Annotated in this window: 23 protein-coding genes; 11 read left to right on the top strand and 12 right to left on the bottom strand. The window is 66.3% G+C overall.

Annotation, left to right across the window (positions count from 1 at the left end; all coding sequences use genetic code 11):
- Positions 1 to 32: 32 nt before the first annotated feature.
- The 4 genes from KHO41_RS18550 to KHO41_RS18535 all read right to left on the bottom strand — a co-directional run bounded on the left by KHO41_RS18550 (position 33) and on the right by KHO41_RS18535 (position 5,040).
- Entirely contained in the window at positions 33 to 215 is a 183-nt protein-coding gene (locus KHO41_RS18550) for a hypothetical protein (protein WP_041680130.1), read from the bottom strand.
- Positions 216 to 365: 150 nt separating this feature from the next.
- Entirely contained in the window at positions 366 to 1,589 is a 1,224-nt protein-coding gene (locus KHO41_RS18545; protein WP_211954743.1) for an MFS transporter, read from the bottom strand.
- A 195-nt stretch (positions 1,590 to 1,784) separates the two neighbouring features.
- Positions 1,785 to 4,559, bottom strand: a complete 2,775-nt coding sequence (locus tag KHO41_RS18540) for an autotransporter family protein (RefSeq protein ID WP_211954742.1) — start codon at positions 4,557 to 4,559, stop codon at positions 1,785 to 1,787.
- Between the two features lie 127 nt (positions 4,560 to 4,686).
- Positions 4,687 to 5,040 carry a hypothetical protein gene (locus KHO41_RS18535; RefSeq protein ID WP_211954741.1) on the bottom strand — a complete coding sequence of 118 codons (354 nt, stop codon included), beginning with the start codon at positions 5,038 to 5,040 and terminating at the stop codon, positions 4,687 to 4,689.
- Between the two features lie 333 nt (positions 5,041 to 5,373).
- Between KHO41_RS18535 and KHO41_RS18530 the strand changes: the two genes are divergently transcribed.
- The 5 genes from KHO41_RS18530 to KHO41_RS18510 all read left to right on the top strand — a co-directional run bounded on the left by KHO41_RS18530 (position 5,374) and on the right by KHO41_RS18510 (position 11,207).
- On the top strand, positions 5,374 to 7,083 hold the full coding sequence (locus KHO41_RS18530; RefSeq protein WP_211954740.1) for a methyl-accepting chemotaxis protein: 1,710 nt from the start codon (positions 5,374 to 5,376) through the stop codon (positions 7,081 to 7,083).
- Between the two features lie 1,197 nt (positions 7,084 to 8,280).
- Positions 8,281 to 8,874, top strand: coding sequence for an acyloxyacyl hydrolase (locus tag KHO41_RS18525; protein WP_211954739.1), 594 nt, complete (start codon positions 8,281 to 8,283; stop codon positions 8,872 to 8,874).
- 136 nt (positions 8,875 to 9,010) lie between these two features.
- A complete protein-coding gene (locus tag KHO41_RS18520) occupies positions 9,011 to 10,195 on the top strand; it encodes an MFS transporter (protein WP_211954738.1) in 1,185 nt (394 codons plus the stop codon).
- Between the two features lie 62 nt (positions 10,196 to 10,257).
- Positions 10,258 to 10,614, top strand: coding sequence for a DUF2880 domain-containing protein (locus KHO41_RS18515; RefSeq protein WP_211954737.1), 357 nt, complete (start codon positions 10,258 to 10,260; stop codon positions 10,612 to 10,614).
- A gap of 110 nt (positions 10,615 to 10,724) precedes the next feature.
- Entirely contained in the window at positions 10,725 to 11,207 is a 483-nt protein-coding gene (locus tag KHO41_RS18510) for a DUF1579 domain-containing protein (RefSeq protein ID WP_211954736.1), read from the top strand.
- Between the two features lie 61 nt (positions 11,208 to 11,268).
- Here KHO41_RS18510 and KHO41_RS18505 read toward each other — a convergent pair whose 3' ends face one another.
- Complete coding sequence (locus tag KHO41_RS18505) at positions 11,269 to 11,544, bottom strand: hypothetical protein (RefSeq protein ID WP_244873890.1); 276 nt, start codon at positions 11,542 to 11,544, stop codon at positions 11,269 to 11,271.
- A gap of 280 nt (positions 11,545 to 11,824) precedes the next feature.
- The gene (locus KHO41_RS18500) at positions 11,825 to 12,799 is read right to left on the bottom strand and encodes a GlxA family transcriptional regulator (protein ID WP_211954734.1); all 975 of its coding nucleotides are present in this window, start codon (positions 12,797 to 12,799) and stop codon (positions 11,825 to 11,827) included.
- 171 nt (positions 12,800 to 12,970) lie between these two features.
- Here KHO41_RS18500 and KHO41_RS18495 point away from each other — a divergent pair, with 171 nt between their 5' ends.
- Complete coding sequence (locus KHO41_RS18495; protein ID WP_211954733.1) at positions 12,971 to 13,771, top strand: SDR family NAD(P)-dependent oxidoreductase; 801 nt, start codon at positions 12,971 to 12,973, stop codon at positions 13,769 to 13,771.
- Between the two features lie 8 nt (positions 13,772 to 13,779).
- Here the strand turns inward: KHO41_RS18495 and KHO41_RS18490 are convergent, their stop codons facing one another.
- Entirely contained in the window at positions 13,780 to 13,962 is a 183-nt protein-coding gene (locus tag KHO41_RS18490) for a hypothetical protein (RefSeq protein WP_211954732.1), read from the bottom strand.
- Between the two features lie 357 nt (positions 13,963 to 14,319).
- On the opposite strand from KHO41_RS18490, the gene KHO41_RS18485 reads away from it, so the two are divergent.
- The gene (locus KHO41_RS18485) at positions 14,320 to 14,463 is read left to right on the top strand and encodes an entericidin A/B family lipoprotein (protein WP_041680132.1); all 144 of its coding nucleotides are present in this window, start codon (positions 14,320 to 14,322) and stop codon (positions 14,461 to 14,463) included.
- Between the two features lie 89 nt (positions 14,464 to 14,552).
- Here KHO41_RS18485 and KHO41_RS18480 read toward each other — a convergent pair whose 3' ends face one another.
- Complete coding sequence (locus tag KHO41_RS18480) at positions 14,553 to 15,563, bottom strand: AraC family transcriptional regulator (protein WP_211954731.1); 1,011 nt, start codon at positions 15,561 to 15,563, stop codon at positions 14,553 to 14,555.
- Between the two features lie 147 nt (positions 15,564 to 15,710).
- Between KHO41_RS18480 and KHO41_RS18475 the strand changes: the two genes are divergently transcribed.
- Entirely contained in the window at positions 15,711 to 16,889 is a 1,179-nt protein-coding gene (locus KHO41_RS18475) for an acyl-CoA dehydrogenase family protein (RefSeq protein ID WP_211954730.1), read from the top strand.
- The gene (locus KHO41_RS18470; RefSeq protein ID WP_211954729.1) at positions 16,886 to 17,470 is read left to right on the top strand and encodes a flavin reductase family protein; all 585 of its coding nucleotides are present in this window, start codon (positions 16,886 to 16,888) and stop codon (positions 17,468 to 17,470) included. The genes KHO41_RS18475 and KHO41_RS18470 overlap by 4 nt, the downstream gene beginning before the upstream one ends.
- Here KHO41_RS18470 and KHO41_RS18465 read toward each other — a convergent pair.
- The 4 genes from KHO41_RS18465 to KHO41_RS18450 all read right to left on the bottom strand — a co-directional run bounded on the left by KHO41_RS18465 (position 17,448) and on the right by KHO41_RS18450 (position 21,388).
- Positions 17,448 to 18,293 (bottom strand): DMT family transporter, encoded by an 846-nt coding sequence (locus tag KHO41_RS18465; RefSeq protein WP_211954782.1) that lies wholly within the window; start codon positions 18,291 to 18,293, stop codon positions 17,448 to 17,450. The two genes, KHO41_RS18470 and KHO41_RS18465, sit on opposite strands and share 23 nt — an antisense overlap.
- 253 nt (positions 18,294 to 18,546) lie before the next feature.
- Positions 18,547 to 18,834 (bottom strand): hypothetical protein, encoded by a 288-nt coding sequence (locus KHO41_RS18460; protein ID WP_211954728.1) that lies wholly within the window; start codon positions 18,832 to 18,834, stop codon positions 18,547 to 18,549.
- Between the two features lie 144 nt (positions 18,835 to 18,978).
- Positions 18,979 to 20,250, bottom strand: coding sequence for a CaiB/BaiF CoA transferase family protein (locus KHO41_RS18455; RefSeq protein WP_211954727.1), 1,272 nt, complete (start codon positions 20,248 to 20,250; stop codon positions 18,979 to 18,981).
- A complete protein-coding gene (locus tag KHO41_RS18450) occupies positions 20,222 to 21,388 on the bottom strand; it encodes an acyl-CoA dehydrogenase family protein (RefSeq protein ID WP_211954726.1) in 1,167 nt (388 codons plus the stop codon). The genes KHO41_RS18455 and KHO41_RS18450 overlap by 29 nt, the downstream gene beginning before the upstream one ends.
- A 540-nt stretch (positions 21,389 to 21,928) precedes the next feature.
- Here KHO41_RS18450 and KHO41_RS18445 point away from each other — a divergent pair.
- Positions 21,929 to 22,936, top strand: coding sequence for a Bug family tripartite tricarboxylate transporter substrate binding protein (locus tag KHO41_RS18445; protein WP_244873889.1), 1,008 nt, complete (start codon positions 21,929 to 21,931; stop codon positions 22,934 to 22,936).
- 40 nt (positions 22,937 to 22,976) lie between these two features.
- The gene (locus KHO41_RS18440; protein WP_244873888.1) at positions 22,977 to 23,855 is read left to right on the top strand and encodes an SDR family oxidoreductase; all 879 of its coding nucleotides are present in this window, start codon (positions 22,977 to 22,979) and stop codon (positions 23,853 to 23,855) included.
- Positions 23,856 to 23,872 lie beyond the last annotated feature (17 nt).

Raw genomic sequence — 23,872 nt, 5'->3', positions numbered from 1 at the left:
CTTTTTTCTTTGCCTGAACAGTACGTTGTGTCTTACGACACGGACATCACCTTGATGTCCTCCCACTGCGGATGCAGCAGCCGCAGCGTGGCGAGGATCGCCTTCGGGTCTTCCGCGTGGCGGTCGGACAGTGCGACGGCTTCGGTGGAGGTGACAACCGACTTGTGGCCTTTCTGGCGGTACTGGACTTCGACGGTCTTGGTGACAAATGACATGGCTGGCCTTCCGGGGATATGGATGCCTGACGCAGGGGATGATGGGGGACAACTGCCAGGCAGGAACAATAACGGCAGGCGAGCGCAAGACTTTTGCCCCGCAAGCATGCAGGGCCTGTTTCAGTTCATTACGCCATTCATGAGATGCCTTCAGCGCCGCTCCGTGGCGAAGAACAGCAGTGCCAGGATCGGCAGTGCGAAGCCGATGCCGCTGGCCAGCGGCCAGCCGCCGTGCGCGTAGGCCCAGCCGCCAAGTGCAGAACCGAGCGCTCCGCCAACAAAGAACACGGCCATGAACACGCCGTTGAGCCGGCCGCGGTGCTCCGCGCTCAGCGAAAAGATCGCGCGCTGCCCGACCACCAGGCTGGCCGATACGCCGAAATCGAGCACGATCGCGGCGACGGTCAGCATCGCGAGGGCGAACACCGATCCGGGCGTGCCGGCCAGCCCGATCAGCATCGAACCTGCGCCAAGCAGCAGGGCGATGCCCGTCATGCGGCGCCCGCGCCCGCGGTCGGCCAGCCGGCCGGCAATGGGTGCGGCGATGGCGCCAGCCACGCCGGCCAGTGCGAACAGCGCGATGCCGCGCTGCGACAGCCCGAACGCCGGTCCGGACAGGTAAAGCGGTGCCGTGGTCCAGAACAGGCTGAAGGCGCCGAACATGCTGGCCTGGTAGGCAGCACGCCGGCGCAGCACCGGCTGCGTGCGCAGCAAGTGCCACATGGAGGCCAGCATCTCCGCATAGCGCCCGCCGGGTGCCGGCGCGCGCTGCGGCAGGCGCCGTGACAGCACCAGGGCCAGCAGGGCCATGACCACCGACGACAGCGCGAAGATGGCATGCCAGCCCCAGAGATCGGCCACCATGCTCGCGATCGGCCGTGCCAGCATGATGCCGAGCAACAACCCGCTCGTGACATTGCCGACAGCGCGTCCGCGCGCATGCTCGGGCGCCAGGTGGGCGGCAAACGGCACCAGCACCTGCACGGCGACGGAACAGAGCCCGATCAGCCAGGCGGCGAGCAGGAACGTGGCCGCGTGCGTCGCGTATGCGGCCGCGGCAAGCGCCAGCGCGTTGCCGGCCAGCAGCCGGCATACCAGGCGACGGTTCTCCATCAGGTCGGCCAGCGGTACCAGCAACAACAGCCCGAGGCAGTAGCCGGCCTGGACCAGCGTGATGATCAGTCCGGCCGAGCCCGGCGACAGTTGCAGCGCTGCGGCAATCGGGCCGACCAGCGGCTGGGCGAAGTACAGGTTGGCCACGGTCACGCCGCAGGCCGCGGCCAGCAACGGCGTTACCCACGCCGGGATTGACGGGGGCTGAGCCGGGTGTGTGCCCGATGCGGAAACCCCGCCGGTGGGGGACTGGACGGTCATGGCAATCTTCAACTGGACGGCAAAGGGTGCCGCTTTGGGATATTCCCGGCGGCATATCGATGCGCCGCCGGCGCAACGCGTGCACCGTCGGCCGGTGCCGCAGACGAGTAGTGGCCGGCAGGGTAGCACTTGTCGCGGCGGCTTGCAGGCCGTCTCCCGACGACTGCCCGGCGATATGACCCGCGACCGGGCGCGTTACCAGGACCAGCGTGCGCCGATATTGCCGAACCATGCGCTGCGCGGCACGCCGTCCAGGCTGGTCAGGTAGCCGACAGTGCCATAGACGCTGCCGCGCGGGCCGGCCTTTCCGGCGATCCCCGCCTCGAAACGCGCAGCCGTGTAGGCCTGGCTGGTGGGAATCGCGGTCGTGGCGGCAAAGATAGTCTGGTCCGTGCCCCCGAAGGCGTGCAGGACATCCGTGCGCATCCAGGGCTGCCAGCGCACGCCGTGGTACTCCAGCACCTTCTGCAGCCGGACGCCGGCGCGTGCGAGCGTGCTGTCGGCATTGCGGAAAGACACGGTGCTGACCTGGTCCTGCAGGTCATTGAGGGAAAGGTGCTGCCATACAAGCTGCACTTGCGGCTCCAGTGTCACGGTGGGCGACAACTGCAGCGGCATGCCGCCCTCGGCGGATAGCGTCAGCGCGTTGCCGTGCGTGGCGGCGCCCGTGCCGGTGTGGGTGCGCGGATCGACCGTCAGCGTGCTGTACTGCAGCACCGTATCGGTGTACCAGTTGCTGGGCCCGATATGGCTCCAGTACCCGCCCACGCTGTACGCATTCATGTCGAGCTTGCCGGCCGCGTAGCCGGGAAAGCCGAGCGCGAAGCCGGCGATGTCGCCCGCCGCCCGCGCGTACCCGAAGTAGGCACCGAAATGATCGCGATGGCCACCTGGGCTGTCGCCTGCCACGGCGTACAAGTCCTGGCCGATCTGCAGGCCGGCGAGCGTGCCGCTGAAATCCGGGTGTACCTCGCCGCCTTGGGACTGATGGCCGTTGCTGCCCCAGGCCCGCGCCCACGCGGCACCGAGTGCGCCGCGTTCGGTCAGCAAGGCCTGCTCGCCCTGGCGTTCATGGAAGGTGGCGACCTGGTCGATGCCCAGCTGCCGCGCGACGCCTGCAATGGCCGCATAGACAGGCACTGCCGGCCGGTAGAGTGGGACCGGCGGCGCATCCGCTGCCGGCGCGGGTGGCAGGGCGGGGCTGCCTGCCGCCAGTTGTGGTGACAGTACCGGCAGGGGCCCCGCGGGCGGCGGAGCCGGGGACACTGCCGAAGCCGGGGCAAGGCTAGATCGCAGGAACCAGCTATCGGCCGTACCGTTGCTGACGCCTCCGCGGTACAGCACATAGACGTATGCGCCGGCCTGGATCTGGCCTCCTGCGAGCCGGAACGCGGATGGCGTCGAGGTGCCGCCGTCGGTGACCAGAACGAGCGGGATCCCGTCCACGACGGTCAGCCCGCCATTGCCGCCGGCATTGGCCAGCGCGATCGTGGTGCTTCCGGAAACTGTGCCTTGCGAGACGCCAAGCCGGTCCGAGGGCGAGTTGTCCGCGCCCAGTACGCTGCGCAGCAGCAGTTGCCCGCCGTTGCCCGCGTAGTGGCCGGCGATCTGCAGGCGGCTCGCGGCCGGCGTGGATCCCGTAGTCAGGTCGATGACGCCGGCATTGCTGACCGCTACCAGTTGTCCTGCGGCTGCCGCCACAATGGCCGCGTTGCCGGCGGGGCCGATCTGCAGCGTGCTGGTGCTGTCGATGTCCAGCGTGCCGGCCGTTGGCGCGGTAACGGCGAGTGGGCGCTGCAAGCCAAGGGCTGCAGGCGCTTGCAAGGCAGGGTCGCCGAGTACCAGGTCGCCGTCCATAACAAGCGTGCTGTGATTGGTCAGGTTCACCGCTTCAAAGCCGGCCAGGCGGGCCACGCCGGAAAGGCGGCTCTGGTCGAGGGTCAGGCTGTCCAGGCCGCTGCCGCCATCCAGCCGTGGCATGCCTGCCAGGTTGGCATCGGTCAGCCCGCGCAACGTGGCGGCATCGCCGTCGTCGCCGAGCGCGATGGCGCCATTCACCTGGCCACCGGAGACGACGACGGTGTCGCGGCCAGGCCCCATGTCCACGGCATCGACCTGCCCACCGGACATCTCGAAGCGGTCATCCCCCTCACGCAGCACGATTGCGCCGCGGATGGCGCCGCCAAGCATGTTCACGACGTCATTGCCGACGTCCAGGTCAATCGCGCGGAAGCCGCCGGAGATCGTGCCGCGGTTGGTAATGACGACCGTCGCTCTTGTCGCGCCGATGGCGTTTCCACTCAACGATTCGATCGTGCCGGTATTGTCGATCGAGCTGGGGCCGTCGTTGACGATGACGCTGGTCGCGTCCGAGTGGATCAGGCCGGCATTGTCGAGCGTGATGCCACGGTTGGCGAAGATGGCGTTGGACTGATCGCTCAGGATGCGCCCGGCGGCGGTATTGGTCACGGTCAGCGCGGTGCCACCCTGCAACCCGAAGCTGTTCGTGCCCGTGGCGTGAAGCGTGCCGCTGTTGCGTACCGTGGCAGGCGCGTTCCCATCCACGAAGACGGCGGGCGACTCCGTGCCCGTAGCAATGATCGTGCCGCGGTTGTCCAGCGTGTTGCCGGTGCCTTGCATGAGCACGGTGGGCGCCGCGTCGCCCATGCCTCGCAAGGTGCCGCCATTGTCCACCAGGCTTTGCTCGCGGACCACCACTGCGCTGCCCGCCGCGACCGACAGTTCGGCATTCGGCTCGATGGTCACCGTGACCCGGCTGCTGCCTGGCTGCGCGAGGATGGGCGTGGTGGAGGGATTGGGAGCCAGCGGCGTGCACGTGGTGGTCTGCCCGTCGGCAGGGGCGGCCAGATCGCAGGCGGCGAGTGCGATATCCGGGTGCACGCCGAGCGCCACGGCGAGCACCGTGGCTGGCCATGTGGCGTGGGGCGTGCGGATGGAGCGATGTGGCATGGCGTCCCGGGGCCCGGCGCGCTTTTGGTGCGCGCTTCACCGGAACAATAGGCACGGCCGGCCCGATGGCAAGGACGATCTGCGCCGCGCGTTGGCGACCGGCATGGAGAGCCGGCCCGCGCGTCGCTCAGCGGCGTTTCAGCTCGCCCAGGTAGTAGTTGACCTCGGCAAGAAGCGTGGTGTGGAAGGCTTCAGGCAATTGTCGGTCGTCGGTCAGGCACAGCAGGTCATCGACACGCTTGCGGAAGGCGCCTTCCACGCTGTCGCGGCGCTCCGGGGACATTCCCGCGCACAGCGCGGCCAGGAACTCGCGCAGTACCAGCAGGCGCGCGCCGTACTGCACCATGGCGTCGCCCTGCGTCTTGAGGCTGCGCGAAAGCTGGTCGGGAACAGCGTCAGACGCGGCCGCCTCATGGGTCGGCACCGCGGCGTTTACCGTGCAAGCCTGCGGCTTGCCGGTCAGCATGGTTTTCCTGAACATGGCGTGCCTCCGTGACGAACCACCGCGGCCTGGCGTCATGGGCACCCGGAGGCGGTTATGCGCATCTTGATGGCCGCGGCAATGGCGGACTGTTCGCTAGCCGACACTGGCGACCCTTCATTCGATTGGGGCGGTACATGGCGCCATCTTGCCGCACCTTCCTTGTTTGCGGCGCATCAACGATCCTGTCGGCGGACATCACGTCCGCCGGAGCCCTGCCGTTAAGGCCGGAAAAACCGCGCCTGGCCATTGCGCCGACGCGGACCGCGTCCGCACAGGCATGCCGGCCGCGAGGATCGGGGGTTTCACCCAGCCTGCAATCGAACTTCCACAATGAGTCAGTTCATCCATACGATCAAGTTCAGGATCCTCCTGGTGTTCAGTGTATGTATCGCGCTGATGCTGGCGATCGGGCTTTTCGCCTTGCAGACCATCTCCAGCCTGAACGAGAACATGCACGACGCGTACGAGCAGAACACCGTGGCCATCGGCGAGCTGGCGGAAGTCCGCGTGGCACAGCTCCATATCCGCCGGCTGCTGTGGAAAATCCAGTCGACTTCGGAGGACGAAAGCAGCGCGGACATGGCACAGGTCCGCGAATACCATGCCAAGATGAAGAAGGGCTGGCAGGCCTATTACCCCACGCGCGTCACGTCGCCGCGCGAGCGCGACATGGCGGATGCGCTGGATACCGCGCTGGCGCGCTTCGCGGACCTTGTCGCACAGGAATTGCACCTGCTCGAAGCCGGTGACCGCGCCGCTGCGGCCCGTCTTCAGGACAGCGATCTTGGTGCGGCCGGCGACAAGGTCGGCGAGCTCATCACGCGTGGCGTGGAAATCAACCTGAACCAGGCCGGCGACTACCACCGCCGCAGTCTCACCGAGGCGCGTTCGGCGCTGTGGACGACTGCGGTGCTGGTGGTGCTGGGGGTGCTCGTCTCGGTGGCGGCGTCGCACCATCTGCTGCGAACCATTACGCGCCAGCTTCGCCGCTCCGTGGAAATCGCCGACGAGATCGCCTGCGGCCGCCTGGACCAGCAGATCGAGATCCGCTCGCGCGACGAGTTCGGCCTGCTGTTTGGCGCCATGGCGCGCATGAGCAGCCAACTGGCGCAAACGGTCCGCGGCATCCAGGTATCGAGCGAGGCCGTGCGTGTGGCATCGCGTGAAATCGCCAGCGGCAATATGGATTTGTCCGCGCGCACGGAGCAACAGGCGGCGTCGCTGCAGGAGACCGCGGCCAGCATGACGGAGATTTCCCAGACCGTGCGCATGAACGCGGACAACGCGACGCAGGCCAACACGCTGGCGGGCAGTGCGCGAGACCTCGCGCATGCTGGCAACGCGGCGGTGCAGGCCATGGTGCAGACCATGGCCCGGATCAGTGGCAGTTCGGGGCGGATCTCGGAGATCACCAGCCTGATCGAGGGCATTGCGTTCCAGACCAATATCCTGGCGTTGAACGCGGCGGTAGAGGCCGCGCGTGCCGGCGAGCAGGGGCGCGGATTCGCGGTCGTGGCGGGCGAGGTGCGCGCGCTCGCGCAGCGCTCGTCGGCGGCGGCCAAGGAAATCAAGGAGCTGATCGAGTCCTCCGCGGACATGGTCCAGGACGGTTCGCGCCAGGCGGGGGAGGTTGGCCAGACCATGGGCGAGGTGATCCGCGCGATCCAGCAGGTCTCGGACATCATGGGCGAGATCTCCGTGGCGTCCGGCGAACAGAGCCAGGGCGTGGAGCAGGTGCACGTCGCGATCAGCCAGATCGATTCGGGCACCCAGCAGAATGCCGCGCTGGTCGAGCAGTCGGCGGCGGCTGCAAAGTCGCTGGAAGAACAGGCCAATGCCATGGCCGACGCGGTCTCGGTATTCCGGATCGCGGGGGCGGAAGGGAGTCGGCTGCAGGGCTCGCCATCGCTGTCCGTCGCACACGGATCCACCAGCTCGCAAGTGGGCTTGCAGGCCGTACGCAGGCCGGCTCCGGCGGCTCAGCCGGCACGGGCACCGCGTGTTGGCGATGAAGCCGGCGACGATTGGCATTCATTCTGAGCCGTGTCCTTGGCCGTCACATGCCGTCACAAACGCGTGAATATGGCAAGACGGCTGCAACTATTCGGGGCTTTGCACCGAGGCCCAATCCCTAGAATCTGTCACGTGGCATCTTGCTACACCCCCCGACTTCAGCCCTCCGCAAGGAGGGCTTTTTTTTGGTTCATCGCCGAATTGCGGGGGTATCGTTCTTGGCATGCGCTGCTGTTTCGCCGGCGTAGCCGACGGGGCTTCTCGTTGGGGGCGGGTTGTCGCTCTTCGCTGGCGCTGCTGTTTCGCCGGCGTAGCCGGCGACCTCCTTTTGTCCGAGCGACAAAAGGAGGCAAAAGCGCGTTTACGTGGTCAATCGAGAGCCCAATGCCATTGATGCATCAGAGGAGCGCTGGACTGCCTGCCGCGTAGATGATTAGGATGGGACAGCGCGTACGAGCGAACCCGGATTACGGAGTGGTCCCTACTAATATCGCCTTCACGGGGACGCCTTCGGCTGCGCTGCGCGCGGCTCGGAGTAAGACCGCTGAGGTCTAGTCCTAACCTCGCCTCGGTGACGATGCCTTGGGCGCATTGCATGCGCGTAGAGGCAGGACATCAGGAACTGGAACTGGAACGGGGACTCGGGCGCCAGCCACGTTGATGAGCTTGCCCCCAGACGACGACGTGCGCGCAGCGCAGCCGAAGGCGTCCCACCACTGACCTGGTTGAAAGGCTGTACCCGAGTCCGTCTTGGGGATCGTCCAAAAGCCGTGCCGCGCAAGGCACAGGTTCTGACTCACATAGCGTTAGCAGGCTCGAACCACTGACCACCATCGCAGGCGTCCAAAGCCGTTTGAATTCCTGCCGCCGTGGAATTGATGGCCAGCGGCAACGACGCGCTTTTTGGTTACTTTTTGTCGCTCGGACAAAAAGTGACTCGCCGGCTACGCCGGCGAAACAGCAGCGCCCGCCAAGAACGACAACCCCACAATTCGTCGAAGAACCTTGCTTGCACGTGCAAAAGGCAAATCGACGGGCCGTTCCATGAGCCCCAATAGCAATCGGAGAATTGTTCCAAAAACAGAACACAGTGTGCAATCCACGTGACTTCTTGCGATGCGGCGAACGCTGCATAATCCGCGCCAGAGCGGGATTCCGACGGCCGTCCGAAGCCGCGGTTGCCATGCTCGTCGTCGTCCCTCCTGTCACGCCTGCCACGCTGTCATGCCTAGCCGTCTTTCCCCGTATCGCCTTCCGTCCCGCCGAGCTGTTCGCCGTTCCGTACTGGCTGCCATTGCCCTGTCTGGCGCGCTGACCAGCGGCCTGTTGCATGCCGAGCCATGGTTCGAGCCCGTGCGCCTCGGCGTGTCCGCAGGGGCTGGCAAGGATGCCGCGATGGCGCGGCTCGAAGCGCGCTGGGATCTGAAGCAGGATCTATGGGCGACGTCGTCGCAATCCGTTCGCCTGCGCCTCGGGTTCGAGGTCTCGGGCGGCGTGTGGAATCCCCATGGCAGCGGAGGGAGTGCGCTTGGCGATCTGGGCCTGACGCCGATCCTGCGTCTGCAGGGTGCGGGCCGCAGTGGCGTCTTCGCCGAAGCCGGCGTAGGCGTCCACGTGCTGTCGCGCACAGGGCTATCGGACGACAAGGTCTTTTCCACGGCCTTTCAGTTTGGCGATCGCGTGGCCGTGGGATACCGCTTCGGCGATACGCTCGATTCGGAACTGGCCCTGCGCCTGCAGCACTATTCGAATGCGGGCATCAAGGAACCCAACCCGGGCATCAATTTCTTCCTGCTCCAGTACTCGGCGCGCTTCTGAGACGTGCCAGCAACTATTGTTTAGGCATGGCGGCCAGCCGCCGCCGCCATGCCGGCTCGCGCAGGTACTGACGCCGCCGGAGCGCCGCACGGCGCCGTTGCGCGGCTGACCGGATACCGGATACCGGCAGGCAGACATGCAGGCATTGGCCTTGTTTTCCGTGCAGTTCATGCTGGCGGTGACATGGACGCTCTATACGGCGTTCCTGCCCGCACTGGCCGCGCAGGCGGGCCTGCCGGCAGCCCAGGTGGCCTGGATCCTCCTGATGGACCAGGCCATCTTCGTCGTGATGGACGGCTTGCTGGGCATGGCCGCGGACCGCGTGGCCGATGCCTTGCACCGGGTTGGCACGTGGATACTCGCTGCCAGCGTGGTGTCGGCTGTCGCGTTCGCCCTGCTGGCGAAATCGGCGTCGCCCCAAATGATGCTGTTGCTGACCGTGTGCTGGGCCGCTACATCGTCGGCACTGCGCGCCCCGCCCATGGTGATCATTGCCCGTCGGCTGCGGGGCTCGGCTCCTCGATTCCTGGTGGGGTGCTCAATGCTCGGCGTGGGGGTGGCCTCCGCGCTGGCGCCCCTGCTCACGGCGTGGATGCGTGGCCAGGCGCCGGCATTGCCGTTTCTGGTGGCAAGCCTGGGCCTGTTGGCCGCAGTTCTCGCCTTGCAATGGGTGGAAGCCCACGCCGGGCCGCAGCCGGTTGTGGCATCTGCGACCGTGCGCGCCGGCGGCATGGCCATGGCGTGGCTGCTGCTGGCCGCCGTGTTCCTGCTGGCATTCGGTTTCCAGGTCCATAGCAGCGTGAACAGCGCGCCGGCCTATCTGAAATTCGTGAAGCCCGGCGAGCTGGTGCGCGTGATGCCAGCCTTCTGGATTGGCTTTGCGATGGGCGTTCTATTGCCCGCGCGATTGCCGCGTGGACGCTTCCTTCTCCATGGCGCACTGACGGCCGCTGCGGCGCTGGGTGCGCTGGTCCTGGCCGGCATTGCCCATGCACCTTCGCTGACGGTACTGCTGGCGGCCCAGTGCGTGGTCGGACTCTTGTGGGGCGTGGTCTTCTGTGCCGCGGCCGGGGCTGCCATCGACGCGGGCCATGTCGGTCGCGAAGGCAGGCTGACAGGCTTTCTGTTTGCCCTGGCGGCGCTGGCGGCCTCTGTGCGGATTGCCATGGTCGCGTCCGGCATTGCCAGACAGCCGGCGTTGGCCGGCCTGTTGCCCTGGTTGCCGTCCATCGCCTGGGGCACTGCAGGCGTACTGCTCGCGGCCTTCGTGCTGCGCAATATGGCGGTGCTCGCGGCCCGGCCAGCCCGCGGAGATGCCTGATCGGCGGCATGAGCGGCCCCGCCCGCGTAAAATGTGACGCCCCATCTGTCCAGGAGATCTTCATGATGCTTGCCTTGTCCCGCCGAACCCGTGCAGCCATCGCGGCAGCCGGACTGCTGCTGGCTGCGGGTGCGGCACTCGCCGACGACCTCGAGATGCCCAGGCCGCGTGGCAAGGACGAAGCGCCTGGCGCGCCGGTCGCGTGCAGGAAGGCGGTGAAGACAAAGCTGCCGAATCCCGATCACTTCAAGTGGGATGGCAGCACATACCGCAAAGTCGCCGAAGATGCCTACAGCGTTGTCGCGGATGTGGAATACCTTGGCACGGACGGTGCCCAGCGCAAGGCAAAGATCCAGTGCGACGTGATCCGGGCCCCCGGCGACAGGTTCGTCGTCACCAAGGTCCGGCTGCCGGAATAAGCGCGACGGGGCGCCGCCGTTGATGTGGACACTGTCCAGGCTGTTTGCTAGTGTATGTGTACGGCATCCACAAATGTGGCTGCGCACTGCCAGGTGACAGGAGGTAGGCCATGCATACCGAGGCGCTCAACGAACATCGCTGGCTGCAACGGCTGGTGGGCGAGTGGATGGCGACAGGCGAGGCCCTGATGAGTGCGGACCAGCCGCCCGTGAAATGGGAAATCCCCGAACGCGTCGGCCGTGTCGGCGACTTGTGGGTGCAGTGCGTGAGCGAAGGCGAAATGCCCGGCTGCGGGCCCGCCACCACGGTGATGACGCTGGGCTACGATCCCTCGCGCAAGCATTTCGTGGGTACGTTCATCGGTTCGATGATGACTTACCTATGGGCCTATGAGGGCGATCTCGATCCCGGCGGACAGGAGCTCACGCTGCGCGCCGAAGGGCCGGACAACACTGGCAGCGGCAAGATGGTGAAGTATCGCGACGTCATCCGCTTCACCGACGACGACCATCGCACGCTGACGTCGCATGTCCAGGGCTCGGACGGCGAATGGACGCAGTTCATGAGCGCCAGTTACCGGCGCGTGCGCTGACACTCGGGCCGCGCGAGGCGGACCAGGCCGTTTCCGATTTGCCGCACACTGATGCGCGCCGTCATGAAGCGTGAGTGCTGCGCCGGCTGCTTGGCCGGGCAATGCCCCATGCATCCAGCAATGGCTGAAAGCTCGGGCCGGCTTCGGCGCCGCGCGCGGGAACGCGGCGGGCCGGGGGGAGGGTGCGGCCGGTCAGGCCGAACAGCCGCTCGGTTTGCGCAATGTCGTCAGCGGCCGGAAGGTCTTCGACCACACCCATCTGCCGTGCGGATTTCAGCGCGCGCGTAAGTTCCGAAGCCGTCAGCCTGCAGGCGCTGGCAAGATGGTCGCGTCGCATTGGGCCAGCATGTCGCAAGCAGGCGATCAGCGCGAGTACACATTCCCGGGTTGGTCGTTTCATGGTGGCTACGTCGGAAGAATCTGCCCGGCGGCCGAGTCTTGCTGGGGCCGCGCCGCATCGAACTGCCCATTCTTCCGCAGCCCCCGTGCCTTGCCAATCGGTTATCACAGTTGTTCACAATTGGCGCGCGCTTGCGGTGCGGGCACCGATCGTTTCTCCGAAATATCCGAAATGTCCCATTGGTCCGGTGTGTTTGCTCGTGCTAGTTGCGTCCCCCTCAGGCCGCCGTGGCCAGGGACGGCAGGGACTCATCTCGTCGCGCGCGCATCTCGCGCACGAGTGCCTGCGGGGGCTTGCCAAGCGTGCGCAGGAACGCGCGGCGCATGCGTTCTTCATCGCCAAAGCCGGTGAGGTCGGCGACCCGCATGATGGAAGACTCGCCTTTTTCGATGAGGGCACGCGCGGCCTCGAGCCGCAGCTTTTCGATCGCCTTGGCCGGGGTCAGGCCCGTCTGAAGCTGAAACGCGCGGCTGAAATGGCGCGGACTCCAGTGCACATGCTCGGCGAGTTGTACGACCGAGAGCGGCTCGCGCAGGTTTTCGCGCGCAAACACGAGCGCTTCGCGAATGCGGTCGGAACTCGGCTCCAGTTCGGACAGCGTCGAGAACTGCGATTGCCCTCCGGTGCGGCGATAGTGGATCACCATCTTGCGCGACACGCTTCTGGCGACCGCCGAGCCCAGGTCGGCGTCCACGAGCGCAAGCGCCAGGTCCAGGCATGCCGTCATGCCGGCTGATGTCCACACCGGCCCGTCCTGCACGAAGATGCGGTCTTCGTCGACGGTGACCAGCGGGTGGCGCTTCTGCAGTTCATGGGCCATGGCCCAGTGCGTCGTCACGCGCCTGCCATCGAGCAACCCCGCTTCGGCCAGTATGAACGCACCTGTGCACACGCTCGCAATTCGCCGCGCGCGCGGCGCTGCACTGCGCAGTTGCCGGATCAGTTCAGGTTCGGTCGCAGTCACTTCCGTTGCGCCGGCGACGATCAGCGTGTCATAGCGCCGCCGGCCGATCGGCTGCGTCTCGAACGCGACGCCCGACGAACTCCTGACCATGCCGCCGCCATGCGATACCGCAGTCACTTCGTAGGGCGCAGGGTGCAAACCGTGGTTGGCCAGCTCGAAGACCGTCAGGGCGGCCAGATCGAGTAGCTGGAATTCCGGGAATACGACCAGGCCGATGCGTGCGCTCATGATGTCCGGATTCGAGGTTTGACGGGTGCAAGTGCCATGCATTGTAGGCGTTTCCTGCCAGCTTCGATGGTCGCAGGCAATGTCTGTTTTTGCCGGATTTTGGTCATTTGAGACATTGCCCTCAGCGTCCAGAATGGAATCCGATCCATTCACCGCAAACAGGAGCACAGCATGGACACCACGACCCGGGGCAAAGCCCTTATCACTGGCGCGTCTTCGGGCATTGGCGCCATCTATGCCGACCGGCTCGCGCGCCGCGGCCACGACCTGATCCTGGTGGCGCGCAACGAACAACGGCTATCCGAGGTTGCCCAACGCATTCGCGCGACCACCGGCCGTAGCGTCAGCGTCGTCGCTGCCGATCTCGGCAAGCCGGCCGATCTCGCGCGTGTCGAATCGATCCTGCGTGAAGACACGCAGATCGACACGCTCGTGAACAACGCCGGATTTGGTGCGGTCGTGCCGTTGCTTGAGGCCGATGTCGAGCGCATGGAAGAGATGATCGGGCTCAACGTCACGGCGCTCACGCGCCTGGTCTATGCCGCGGCCCCGGGGTTTGCGCAGCGCGGGCAGGGCACGATTATCAACATCGCGTCGATCGTCGCAATCGAGCCGGAACTCCTCAATGGCGTCTACGGTGCTACCAAGGCCTATGTGCTGGCCCTGACGCATTCGCTGCAGCACGAACTGGGCGACAAGGGCATCAGGGTGCAGGCAGTGCTTCCGGGTGCAACGGCGACGGAATTCTGGGACGTCGCTGGAATGGGGCACGAGAATCTGCCTGCGGAATGGGTCATGCGCGCCGACGACATGGTCGATGCCGCGCTGGCCGGGTTCGACATGGGCGAAGTGGTCACCATTCCGCCGCTGCAGGACGGCAGCGAGTGGACCGCCTATGAGTCCGCACGAAAGGCGATGTCCGGCCACCTGACTCACGCTGCGCCAGCCGCGCGCTATTTGCAGCCGGCCTGAATGCGCGATCAGTGACGGGTGTGCGGATTGCCCTGTGACGGCACGTCCTGCGGAAGCAGCGTGCCGTACTTGCGCCAGCGGCGTTCCTGGGCGCGCTGCACATCTTCGGCGATCTCGTGCAGCTCGGCCAGGCGCGCCTCGAGCGCGTCGGGGTAAATGTCGTGGGGGCTGAACCGGAGGCTGAAAGGCATGGTGTTGTCTGTCTATTAGAAGAATGTATCGGCAGCGTTGCGGCCCGGCTTGAGCATTCGTCCTCTCGCCGGGCCGTAATCTGCGCGCATTGCTGATACCAGTATGGACAACGCCCGGCCGCCATGCGCCGATCGATCGTCAGCCGCTTGACCTGACTCAATGCACGCCGCGCAATGACGTATTGCGCATCTTCCGAGCCCGGTCGCGCCTTGCGTTTGCGCTGCCCGCTGACACCGTTGTAGGACGAATGCGGACTGCCCGCACGGTTCGCTGCTTGCTACGCTCAATCTGCCAGTCCGGCCCCTTTATTCCTGCTGCGGCGCATGCCCGCATCCACACGAAGCAAGGAGATCGTCATGAGAAAGCTATGCGCACTATTTGCCCTCGCGGGCATGCTGGTCATCACAGGCTGCAATACGATTGCGGGCGCCGGCAAGGACGTCGAGCGCGGCGGCGAGAAAATGCAAGGCGCCGCGGAAAACACCAAGCAGAAGATGTAGCCATCAGGCCGCCCGTGCCATGCTGACAAGACGACAGGGGCCCTTTGCGGGCCCCTGTCGTTTGTCGTGCCTGCGCCACCAGCCGCGCATCAATGCGCGGTGGCGGGCTCCTGGGCAAGCAGCACGGGGTCCGTGCGATGCCGGCGCCAGCTTGCCGGCGGCAGGCCGAATTCACGCTTGAAAGCGCGGCAGAATGCCGCTTCGGAGTCATATCCTACGGTGCCGGCTACTTCGCCGATGGACTGGGTGCCATTGCGCAAGGCCGTGGCCGCAATGCGCAGGCGCCAGTGCGCGAGATACTGCATGGGCGGCTGGCCGAGCAGGTCGGTGAACCGCTGCGCGAGTGCTGAACGCGACAGGCCGACGCTGCCGGCCAGTTCATCGACGGTCCATGGATACGCAGGGCGCGCATGCATGCGCGACAGCGCACGTCCGACGTAACGGTCGCGCAGCGCCGCCAGCCAGCCTTGTTCGTGCTCCGGCATGCCATCGATGCACTTGCGCACCGCCTGCACGAACAGCAGTTCCGACAGCTTGGCCAGTACCGTGGCGCTGCCCGCGCGGGGCTCGGCAGCTTCCGAGGTGGCGAAGGCCAGGGCCGACAGCAGCCACGCGGATTCGACTCCGCCGTCCAGCCCCACCTTGAATAGCCGCGGCAATGACGAGAGCAACGGATTGCCCAGCATGTCGTCAAACGCAAGAAAGCCGCACACCATGCGGGTGGGAGCGCCAGCGCCGCCATACGACAAGCGCATGATTTCGCCGGGACTGCTTTCCATCATGCCGGCCACCAGCGGGCCGGCCGGAATCGGGCACAGGCGGAGATCGCTGCCGAGCACATGGGCTTCGCCTTGCGGCACGACCAGCAGTTCGCCGGCGTCGACGCGCAGGCCGCGGTCGTCGCCGTCGACGAGCCGGGCCCAGCAACTGCCTTCGGTGATGAGGTGATAGGACACGACCGGGCCGGTGCCTGGCAGGAATGCGGCACGCAGGCTGCTGTCGGCTTCAGAGATCAGGCACCAGGGCGCCTTGAAATCGCCATTGAGAAAGACGGCACCGCTCAGTTGCACCGCGCGCAGCAGGTCGGACAGAGCATCCATGGTCACTTCTCCGCAAATCCGGCGTCTTGCGCAAGAAAGCCGGAGGCCCGGTCAATGAACCGGGCAGGCCGGGCTCCGATACTAGCACCGTGCCTGACACCGGACAACGGCGCGGGCCCCCCGGCAATTCCGCAGGAGACATATGCCATGGAAACGATCACCGCCCCCGATGCCAGCGCAGGTGCGCAGTCAGACTGGCTCGCGCTTGCCGCTTCGCTCGGCCGCACCTTCGATGAGCGCGCACCGGCCATCGACGCACGCGACGCCTTCGTCAGCGCCAACTATGACGACCTCAGGGCGCAGCGCTTCCTGGCCGCGGCGGTGCCGCAGGAGTTTGGTGGCGCGGGGCTGTCTCATCAGGAACTGGGCGGAGTCCTGCGTGAACTGGGCAAGCATTGCGGCTCGACCGCGCTGGCCTTCGCCATGCATACGCATCCCGTTGCCACTGCGGCCTGGCGCTGGCGCAACCAGAAGGCGCCGGTGGAAGGGCTGCTCAAGCGCGTGGGCGCCGAGCAGATCGTGCTGCTCGGCAGCGGCGGCTCGGACTGGCTGCACGGCAGCGGCACGGCAACGCGCGTGGAAGGCGGCTTTCGCATCGATGCGCGCAAGGTGTTCGCCAGCGGTGCCCCGGTAGCGGACCTGTTCATGACCTGCGCCGTCTATGACGATCCGCAGGCCGGCCCCACCGTGCTGCATTTCCCGCTGCCGATGAAGACGCCGGGCGTACGCATCCTGCCGACGTGGCGCACCATGGGCATGCGCGGCACCGGCTCGCACGACGTGATGCTGGAGAACGTGCTGGTGCCCGACAGCGCCATTGCCGCGCGGCGCCCGCAAGGCGTGTGGCATCCGATGATGCATACCGTGGCGATGATGGCCTTGCCGCTGATCTATTCGGTCTACGTCGGCATTGCCGAGTCGGCGCGCGACATTGCGCTGCAGATGGCGAAGCAGCGACGCATCTCGCCGCATACCGTCGAACTGGCCGGAAGCCTCGGCAACGAATGCGACGCCGCGCGCCTGGCGCTGGACGACATGTTCGCCGCCGCGGCCAGCCAGGCGCCAGGCGCGGTGACCACCAACCGCATCATGTGTGGCCGCGCACTGGCGGCGCGTGCGGTGCTGGCCACGGCGGATCTTGCCATGGAGCTTGCCGGTGGAGCGGGCTTCTATCGCGACGGCGGCCTGGAACGGCGCTTCCGCGATGCGCAGGGTGCGCGCTTTCACCCGCTGCAGGCCGGTGCGCAGCAGGAATACGCGGGGCGCATGGCGCTGGGTCTCGATATCGATGCGCCGCCCGGAGAAGTGCGGCCCGCCGCGCAATGATGCCCGCGCTCGCGCCGCTGCCGTATGCCACCGAGGCGAGCAACGACAGCGGCCAGGACGAAGCGGATGACCCCGGCCACGACGCAGACGGCGCGCACACCGTGCGCCGCGCCCTGCGCCGTGCGCTCGGGCAGTTCGCCACCGGCGTGGCGGTGGTGACGGCTACCGGGTCGGATGGGCGGCCCGTCGGCGTCACCATCAATTCGCTTGCCTCGGTGTCGCTGGCGCCGCCGTTGCTGCTGTGGAGCCTGGCACTCGGCTCCGGCAGCATGGCCGCGTTCCGCGCGGCGCCATGCTACGCCGTCAACGTGCTGGCCCACACGCAGCAGGCCTTGTGCGAGCGGTTTGCCACGAGTGGCATCGACCGCTTCCAGGGCGTGTCGCTGTCGCCAGGCCCGTGCGGCACGGCGCTGATCGACAACGCGCTGGCCTGCTTCGTGTGCCAGCCGCGCAGTGCGCGCAAGGTGGGCGACCATGTCCTGTTCATCGCGGAGATCGTGTCGTACCGCATGAACCGCGGCGAGCCGCTGGTGTTCCATGCCGGCGGCTTTGCGGAAATCAGCGCGCCTTCCCGGCAATGACCAGCGCGATGCCGCCGAGCACGGCGGCGGCGCTCACGGCCAGTCGCAGCGACATCGCCTCGCCGAGCAGCGCGATGCCGCCCACCGCCGCGATCACCGGCACGCTGAGCTGGACGGTCGCAGCGGTGGCCGCGCGAAGCCGCGGCACCACGGCGTACCAGACCACGTAACCGAGACCGGAGGTCAGCGCGCCGGACACCAGCGCGCACGCGAGTCCGATACCGTCCACGCTGCGCTGCGCATGCATCCACAACGCCAGCGCAAGCGCGGGAAGCACGGCGCGCATGAAGTTGCCCGCGGTGGTCGCAGTGGCGTCGGCCGAGCCTCTGCCACGCAGCGAATAGATACCCCAGGCGATGCCAGCCACAACCATCAGCAGCGATGAGCCCGGCGGCGGGGCGGCGAGCCCCGGGAACACCAGCCACACGAGACCGCTCAACGCCAGTACAAGGCCTAGCCATTGCCCGGCGCGCAGGCGCTCGCCAACGTAAAGGCCATAGCCGGTCATGGTGGCTTGCACGGCGCCGAACAGCAGCAGCGCGCCCGTGCCAGCGGAAAGATGCAGGTACGCAAACGAAAACGCGGCCGCGTACACGAACAGCGCCAGCGCCGACAACCAGCTCCCGCCACCTGGGAGCCGGCGCGGACCATGGCGAACCATCAGGATCAGCCACAAGGCCGCCGCCGCGCTGCCAATGCGCAGCAGCGTGAAGGAAGCCGCATCAATGGCCGTGCCCTTGAGCGCGAGCCGGCACAGGATCGAATTGCCGGCAAAGGCCAGCATGGCCAGTGCTGTCAGCAGGCCTACGCGCGCGCCGGGCATGGCAGGCCGGGCGGCGTGCACCGGTTCACGCTGCAAGCGTGTGTTCTGGCGAGAACCAGGAGCGATGCGCGAAGGCCTTGACCCGTGCGGCACGGTCGCAGCGCGCGCTGCGCATGCCGATGAATCCGATCTTGTTCATGTCTTGTCCGGTGGGTTGCGATGGCACGGTGGCGTGGCGACGTTGATGCTGGGGGCACCGCCCGCAGCGTCGTGATAGATGATAGTCACTGCGCACCCACCGCAAACATCCGGATCAATGCTGAGCGCCGGCGGGCGAGGCAAGAATGGCGCGGATACGCGCCAGGTAGAGGTCACCGACCGCACGGTGGGCACGAGCCGATTTCCGCGCCGATTCGCGCGCAAACGCGCGGCGGCTCGGCGGGCGGATGCCCAGGCTGCGGCAGATGGTAGACAGGTAGGGCTTGCGCGCGTCAGCGAGCCGGGTCGCGGCGGACTGGAGCGCCGCATCGCCAATACGCGCGCGCAGCCAGGCCAGCACCTGGCGGTCATAGTCGTTGTGGACGCGGATCAGATGTTCCATGGCTCCCTCATACTGTCTATCCATACAGTTACTGTAAATATATACAGTATCGAGGGATAGGCAAGGGGAATCTGCCTGGCTATACGTTTGCCGTCCACAGGCGGCCCCCGGGGCGGGTGCCGCCTGTTTCACTTCAGTCCTGCCTTACCGCACTGCGCCTTCCTGCCGCAGACGCCGGATGTCGTCCTCGACGTAGCCGGCGCCGAACAGGATCTCTTCGGTGTGCTCACCCAGCATCGGCGCGCGCGTGCGCACCGCGCCCGGGGTTTCGCTGAGCTTGATCGGTACGCCGGCGATCTTGACTGGAGTGGCCGATCCCGGTTGCTCCACTTCGACGATCATGTCGCGCACCGCGTAGTGCCTGTCCGCGAATATCTCGGCCGACGTATAGACCGGGCCGAAGGGCACCTTGCCGCCCAGCGCGATGGCAATCTCTTCCTTGGTCCGCACCGAGGTAAAAGCTTCGATCGCCTCGATCACCTGCTGCTGGCGCTGCACGCGCGCGGCATTGGTTGCGAAGTCCGGGTCCGTCGCCATGTCGGGACGGCCGATCGCCACGGCCAGCTTTTCCCAGAATGCATCGGTCGCGCAGGCAATCGAGACATGGCCGTCACGCGCGCGGAACAGGCCGAACGGGCACAGCAGCGGGTGGCGGTTGCCTTCCGGTGCGGCCACTTCGCCGGTGTACGAGTTCTGGTAGACGATGCGCTCGCACATGGCCAGCACCGCATCGGTCATGGCCACGTCGACGAACTGGCCCTGTCCGGTTTCGCGCACGCGGTTGACGGCCGCGAGGATGCCGATGCAAAGCATCAGCGCCGGAATGGTGTCGCCTACGCCCGGACCGATCTTGGTCGGCGTGCAACGATCCGGGCCGGTGATGCCCATCATGCCGCCCATGGCCTGCGAGACCACGTCATACGCCGGCCATTGCGCATACGGGCTTTCGCCGCTGCGCGGATCGCCAAAGCCGCGCACTGTGCCGTAGATCAGCCGCGGGTTGGTCTGGCGCAGCGTTTCGTAGGCAAAGCCGAGGCGGTCCATCACGCCGGCACGGAAGTTCTCGACGACGATATCGGCCTTGTCGATCAGCGCGCGCAGGACGTCCCGGCCCGCTTCGGTCTTCAGGTCGACGGCGATGGAGCGCTTGTTGCGGTTGACGCTCTGGAAATAGCCGCCGAAGTCGCGCATCGCGTCATCGGCGCAGAACGGGCCGGTCACGCGCGTGCCGTCGCCCGTCATCGCTTCGACCTTGATCACATCGGCGCCGTGGTCAGCGAGGATCTGCGTGCAAAAGGGGCCGGCCAGCATCTGCGTGAGGTCGATCACGCGCAGGCCGGCAAGCGCCCCGGCGGGTTTGGCTTGAGTCTGCACTTCGGGCTCCCGTTCAGGCCGCGATCTTGCCCAGCATGGCATCGGAGATGATGCGCATCTGGATCTCGGAGGTGCCTTCGAAGATCTTGGTCAGGCGCGCATCGCGCCAGTAGCGCTCGGCCGCGAAGTGCGTGGTGTAGCCCGCGCCGCCGTGGATCTGCAGGCCTTCGCTGGTCACGCGCTCGCACATCTCGCTCGCGAACAGCTTGACCATCGACGCTTCGGTGTCGGCGCGCACGCCTTCGTCGATCTTCTCGCACACCGTGTAGAGCAGCGCGCGCGAGGCCTCGATCTGCGTGGCCATGTCGGCGAGCTTGAAGCGGATTGCCTGGAAGTTGCCGATCGGATTGCCGAACTGATTGCGGTCCTTCGCGTATTGAATGGAGTCCTCGAGACTGCCTTGTGCAAGGCCGATCGAGCGCGCGGCAGTGTGAGCCCGTGCAGTCTCAAGCCCGGCCGTGGTCAGGTAGAACGCCTTGCCTTCCTCGCCAACCATCTTCGAATGCGGCACGCGGCAGCCGTCGAACGCGAGTTCCCAGGTGGTCCAGCCGTGGTAGCCGATCTTGGGGATCACGCTGCCCTTGACACCCTCGGGCAGTTCGCCACGCGGCTTTTCCACCATGAAGGCCGACAGGCCCTTGTGGCGTGCTTTCGGATCGATGACCGGGTCGGTACGGCAAATCACGAGGATGAAGTCGGCCTCGTCGGCAAACGTGCACCAGTACTTGTTGCCGGTGATCAGCCAGTCATCGCCGTCGCGCACGGCGCGGCACGAGATGTTGGCCACGTCGGAGCCCGCGTTGGGCTCCGACAGCGAGAACGCACCGAGGAATTCGCCCCGCGCCATGCGCGGCAGGTATTCGGCCTTGCGTTCGGGCGACAGGCCCTTGAGCGCGCCGATCAGGCCGTTGCCACGTGCGATCAAGCTGCCGACGCTCATCCAGCCGCGCGACAGTTGCTCCGCGACCAGGCAGTACTCATAGGCACCGAGGCCCAGGCCGCCGTATTCCTCGGGAATCAGGATGCCGAAGTAGCCGAGCTCGGCCATCTCGTCGATCAGCTCGCGCGGGATCTGGCCCTTCTCGGGGTCCAGCTTGTTGGCGATGGGCAGCACGCGCTCCATCGTGAACTGGCGCGCGGCCTCCTGGATCATGCGGCGTTCTTCGGTCAGTCTCTGCACCTCTTGCTCCTTCCGTCTCCGGTATCTGGTCGCCTTTATCTCGGCACTATGTACGTACATAGTATGGAGCCGCTTAGGAGGAAATTGCAAGAAATCTTGGAGGTGCACGGAGATTAGTGTGGATTAAGTTCCATCCTGATCGATTGGAAGGTGCATCATCCAGGTGATATTTGTACGTACAAAAAGGCGTCATCAATAGATTCAGGTGTGTCAGAAGGCGCGGGCCCGCTGCGATGTCGGGTATGCGCCGGCCACGGCCAGCGGCGAATCATCACGATGTGCCGTTTCATTTGAAACACGCCTTCTGGCCGTCGGAGGCCCGGCTCCCCGCGTTGGGTGGGGCGAAGTTCGTGGGCGGGGATGACCATGGCTGCCTGAGGACTTCCATCCGCCATGCATGCAAATGGGTGCGGCAGCAACGACTGAAGCGGCAGCGGCAACTCTGCATGGAATCGCGACACAGCCCATGGCGCAGAGCGTGCGGCGAAGACGGCCGGGGCGGGCACCAAACGACTTGCCAATAAAAGAGAGGAGACAAAGATGGACCACGCACTCAGTTCGGCAGACCGCCGCCGCATCCTGCGGGCCGGCGTCGGCGGCGCGATGCTGGCGCTGCTGCCGGATGCACGCGCTCAGGGCTTTCCGGAGCGTCCGGTGAAGATCGTGTCGATCACCAGTCCGGGCACGGTCGTCGACGACTACACGCGCCTGCTGGCCAAGTACATGGGCCAGCGCCTCGGCCAGAGTGTCGTGGTCGAAAACCGGCCTGGCGGCAACCTGATCATCGGTACGGACTACGTGGCCAAGTCGGCGCCGGACGGCTACACGCTGCTGCTGACATCGTCCAGTTCGATGTCCGCCAATCCCTACCTCTTCAAGCGCCTGCCTTACAACCCGAAGAAGGATTTCGCGCCGGTGGCGCGCCTGGCGTCCGTGTCGCTGGTGCTGGTGGCGCCCGGCAACTCTCCCTACAAGTCGGTTGCCGAGCTGGTGGCTGCGGCCAAGGCCAAGCCTGGTGTGCTCAACTTTGGTTCGGTCAGCACCGGCTATCGCGTCATGGGCACGGCGTTCAGCCGCTCGGCCGGCATCCAGGTTGCCGATGTGCCTTACAAGAGCGCCTCGGGCCTCATCACCGACCTGATCGGCGGGCAAGTGGATTACAGCATCGTCGAGTTCTCGACCGTGCTTGGCCATATCCGTGCAGGCAGGCTCAGGCCACTGGCCATGGTGACGCCGAAGCGCGTCCCAGTTCTCGATCAGGTGCCGACGCTGGCCGAAGCAGGCCTGCAGGACCCGGCCATGGTCGAAGGACTGGCGCGGATCAACTGGTTCGGGCTGTTCGCACCGGCCGGCACGCCCGCACCGATCGTGGAAAAACTCTCGCGCTTGTCGCTGGAATTCGTCACGTCGCCGGAGGCCATGGCGCACTACGAAGGCCGCGGCTCGATGCCAAGCCCTGGCAACCCCGCCGAACTCGCCAAGGCCGTCACCGACGATCAGAAGCTCTGGCAGCGCATGATCGCGGCCGCCGGCATGCAGCCTGAGTGATTGCCATGGCAACGCCGCAAGCAGGGCAGGAGGGGCAGGTGTGAGCTATCGATCGATGTTCCGGCCCGGCGCGTTCGAAGGCCGTACCGTGATCGTGACTGGGGGCGGCAGTGGCATCGGCCGTTGCACCGCGCACGAACTCGCTTCGCTTGGCGCGCGCGTGGCCATCATCGGCCGCAATGTGGCGAAGCTGGAGGCCGTGCAGGCGGAGATCGTCGAGGACGGAGGCACGGTGTCGATCCATGCCTGCGACATCCGCGACGAAGCTGCTGTGGTCGCCACGGTCGAGGCGGTGCTGGCCGCGCACGGCCGTATCGACGGGCTGGTCAACAACGCGGGCGGCCAGTATTACGGCGCCATGGAAGACATGGCGACCAAGGGCTTCGAAGCCGTCGTACGCAACAACCTGACCGGCGGCTTCGTGTTCATGCGCGAAGTCTATGCGCGCTGGATGAAGGCGCATGGCGGCGCCATTGTCAATGTCACCGCGAGCATCTATCGCGGCTTGCCCGGCTTCGCGCATTCCGGCTCGGCACGTACCGGCATGAACACGCTGACCGAGACCGCGTCGTACGAGTGGGCCTGTTCCGGCGTGCGCGTGAACAGCGTGGCGCCCGGGATGATCGCGTCGAGCGGCTTCGACAACTACGGCGAAGCGCAGGCAACCATGATCCGCGCCTATGCGTCGAAGGTGCCGATGCAGCGGTACGGCAACGTGGCCGAAGTGTCGTCGGCCATCGTCTACCTGCTGTCGCCCGCCGCGGCATTCATCACCGGCGCGTGCCTGCGCATCGATGGTGGCGGGTCGACGGAGCGCCCGTTCTGGAAGCTCAGGCCGCACGACCGCTGCGTGCCGTTCGATGGCTTCCATCTAGATTCGCTGCCGCGCGTGCTGCGCGAAGAGAAAGAGACGACGTGAGTCGCCACTCAAGATTC

The sequence above is a fragment of the Cupriavidus numazuensis genome (assembly GCF_905397435.1).
Taxonomy (GTDB): Bacteria; Pseudomonadota; Gammaproteobacteria; order Burkholderiales; family Burkholderiaceae; genus Cupriavidus; species Cupriavidus numazuensis.
Note: the sequence above shows the minus strand (reverse complement) of the source record. Positions and strands in the feature narration are given on the sequence as shown.

Excerpts from the sequence above, each read along its gene's own strand:
- KHO41_RS18550 (WP_041680130.1), bottom strand. The coding sequence starts at position 215 with ATGTCATTTGTCACCAAGACCGTCGAAGTCCAGTACCGCCAGAAAGGC.
- KHO41_RS18545 (WP_211954743.1), bottom strand. The coding sequence starts at position 1,589 with ATGACCGTCCAGTCCCCCACCGGCGGGGTTTCCGCATCGGGCACACAC.
- KHO41_RS18540 (WP_211954742.1), bottom strand. The coding sequence starts at position 4,559 with ATGCCACATCGCTCCATCCGCACGCCCCACGCCACATGGCCAGCCACG.
- KHO41_RS18535 (WP_211954741.1), bottom strand. The coding sequence starts at position 5,040 with ATGTTCAGGAAAACCATGCTGACCGGCAAGCCGCAGGCTTGCACGGTA.
- KHO41_RS18530 (WP_211954740.1), top strand. The coding sequence starts at position 5,374 with ATGAGTCAGTTCATCCATACGATCAAGTTCAGGATCCTCCTGGTGTTC.
- KHO41_RS18525 (WP_211954739.1), top strand. The coding sequence starts at position 8,281 with ATGCCTAGCCGTCTTTCCCCGTATCGCCTTCCGTCCCGCCGAGCTGTT.
- KHO41_RS18520 (WP_211954738.1), top strand. The coding sequence starts at position 9,011 with ATGCAGGCATTGGCCTTGTTTTCCGTGCAGTTCATGCTGGCGGTGACA.
- KHO41_RS18515 (WP_211954737.1), top strand. The coding sequence starts at position 10,258 with ATGATGCTTGCCTTGTCCCGCCGAACCCGTGCAGCCATCGCGGCAGCC.
- KHO41_RS18510 (WP_211954736.1), top strand. The coding sequence starts at position 10,725 with ATGCATACCGAGGCGCTCAACGAACATCGCTGGCTGCAACGGCTGGTG.
- KHO41_RS18505 (WP_244873890.1), bottom strand. The coding sequence starts at position 11,544 with ATGCGACGCGACCATCTTGCCAGCGCCTGCAGGCTGACGGCTTCGGAA.
- KHO41_RS18500 (WP_211954734.1), bottom strand. The coding sequence starts at position 12,799 with ATGAGCGCACGCATCGGCCTGGTCGTATTCCCGGAATTCCAGCTACTC.
- KHO41_RS18495 (WP_211954733.1), top strand. The coding sequence starts at position 12,971 with ATGGACACCACGACCCGGGGCAAAGCCCTTATCACTGGCGCGTCTTCG.
- KHO41_RS18490 (WP_211954732.1), bottom strand. The coding sequence starts at position 13,962 with ATGCCTTTCAGCCTCCGGTTCAGCCCCCACGACATTTACCCCGACGCG.
- KHO41_RS18485 (WP_041680132.1), top strand. The coding sequence starts at position 14,320 with ATGAGAAAGCTATGCGCACTATTTGCCCTCGCGGGCATGCTGGTCATC.
- KHO41_RS18480 (WP_211954731.1), bottom strand. The coding sequence starts at position 15,563 with ATGGATGCTCTGTCCGACCTGCTGCGCGCGGTGCAACTGAGCGGTGCC.
- KHO41_RS18475 (WP_211954730.1), top strand. The coding sequence starts at position 15,711 with ATGGAAACGATCACCGCCCCCGATGCCAGCGCAGGTGCGCAGTCAGAC.
- KHO41_RS18470 (WP_211954729.1), top strand. The coding sequence starts at position 16,886 with ATGATGCCCGCGCTCGCGCCGCTGCCGTATGCCACCGAGGCGAGCAAC.
- KHO41_RS18465 (WP_211954782.1), bottom strand. The coding sequence starts at position 18,293 with ATGCCCGGCGCGCGCGTAGGCCTGCTGACAGCACTGGCCATGCTGGCC.
- KHO41_RS18460 (WP_211954728.1), bottom strand. The coding sequence starts at position 18,834 with ATGGAACATCTGATCCGCGTCCACAACGACTATGACCGCCAGGTGCTG.
- KHO41_RS18455 (WP_211954727.1), bottom strand. The coding sequence starts at position 20,250 with ATGCCATGCTGGGCAAGATCGCGGCCTGAACGGGAGCCCGAAGTGCAG.
- KHO41_RS18445 (WP_244873889.1), top strand. The coding sequence starts at position 21,929 with ATGGACCACGCACTCAGTTCGGCAGACCGCCGCCGCATCCTGCGGGCC.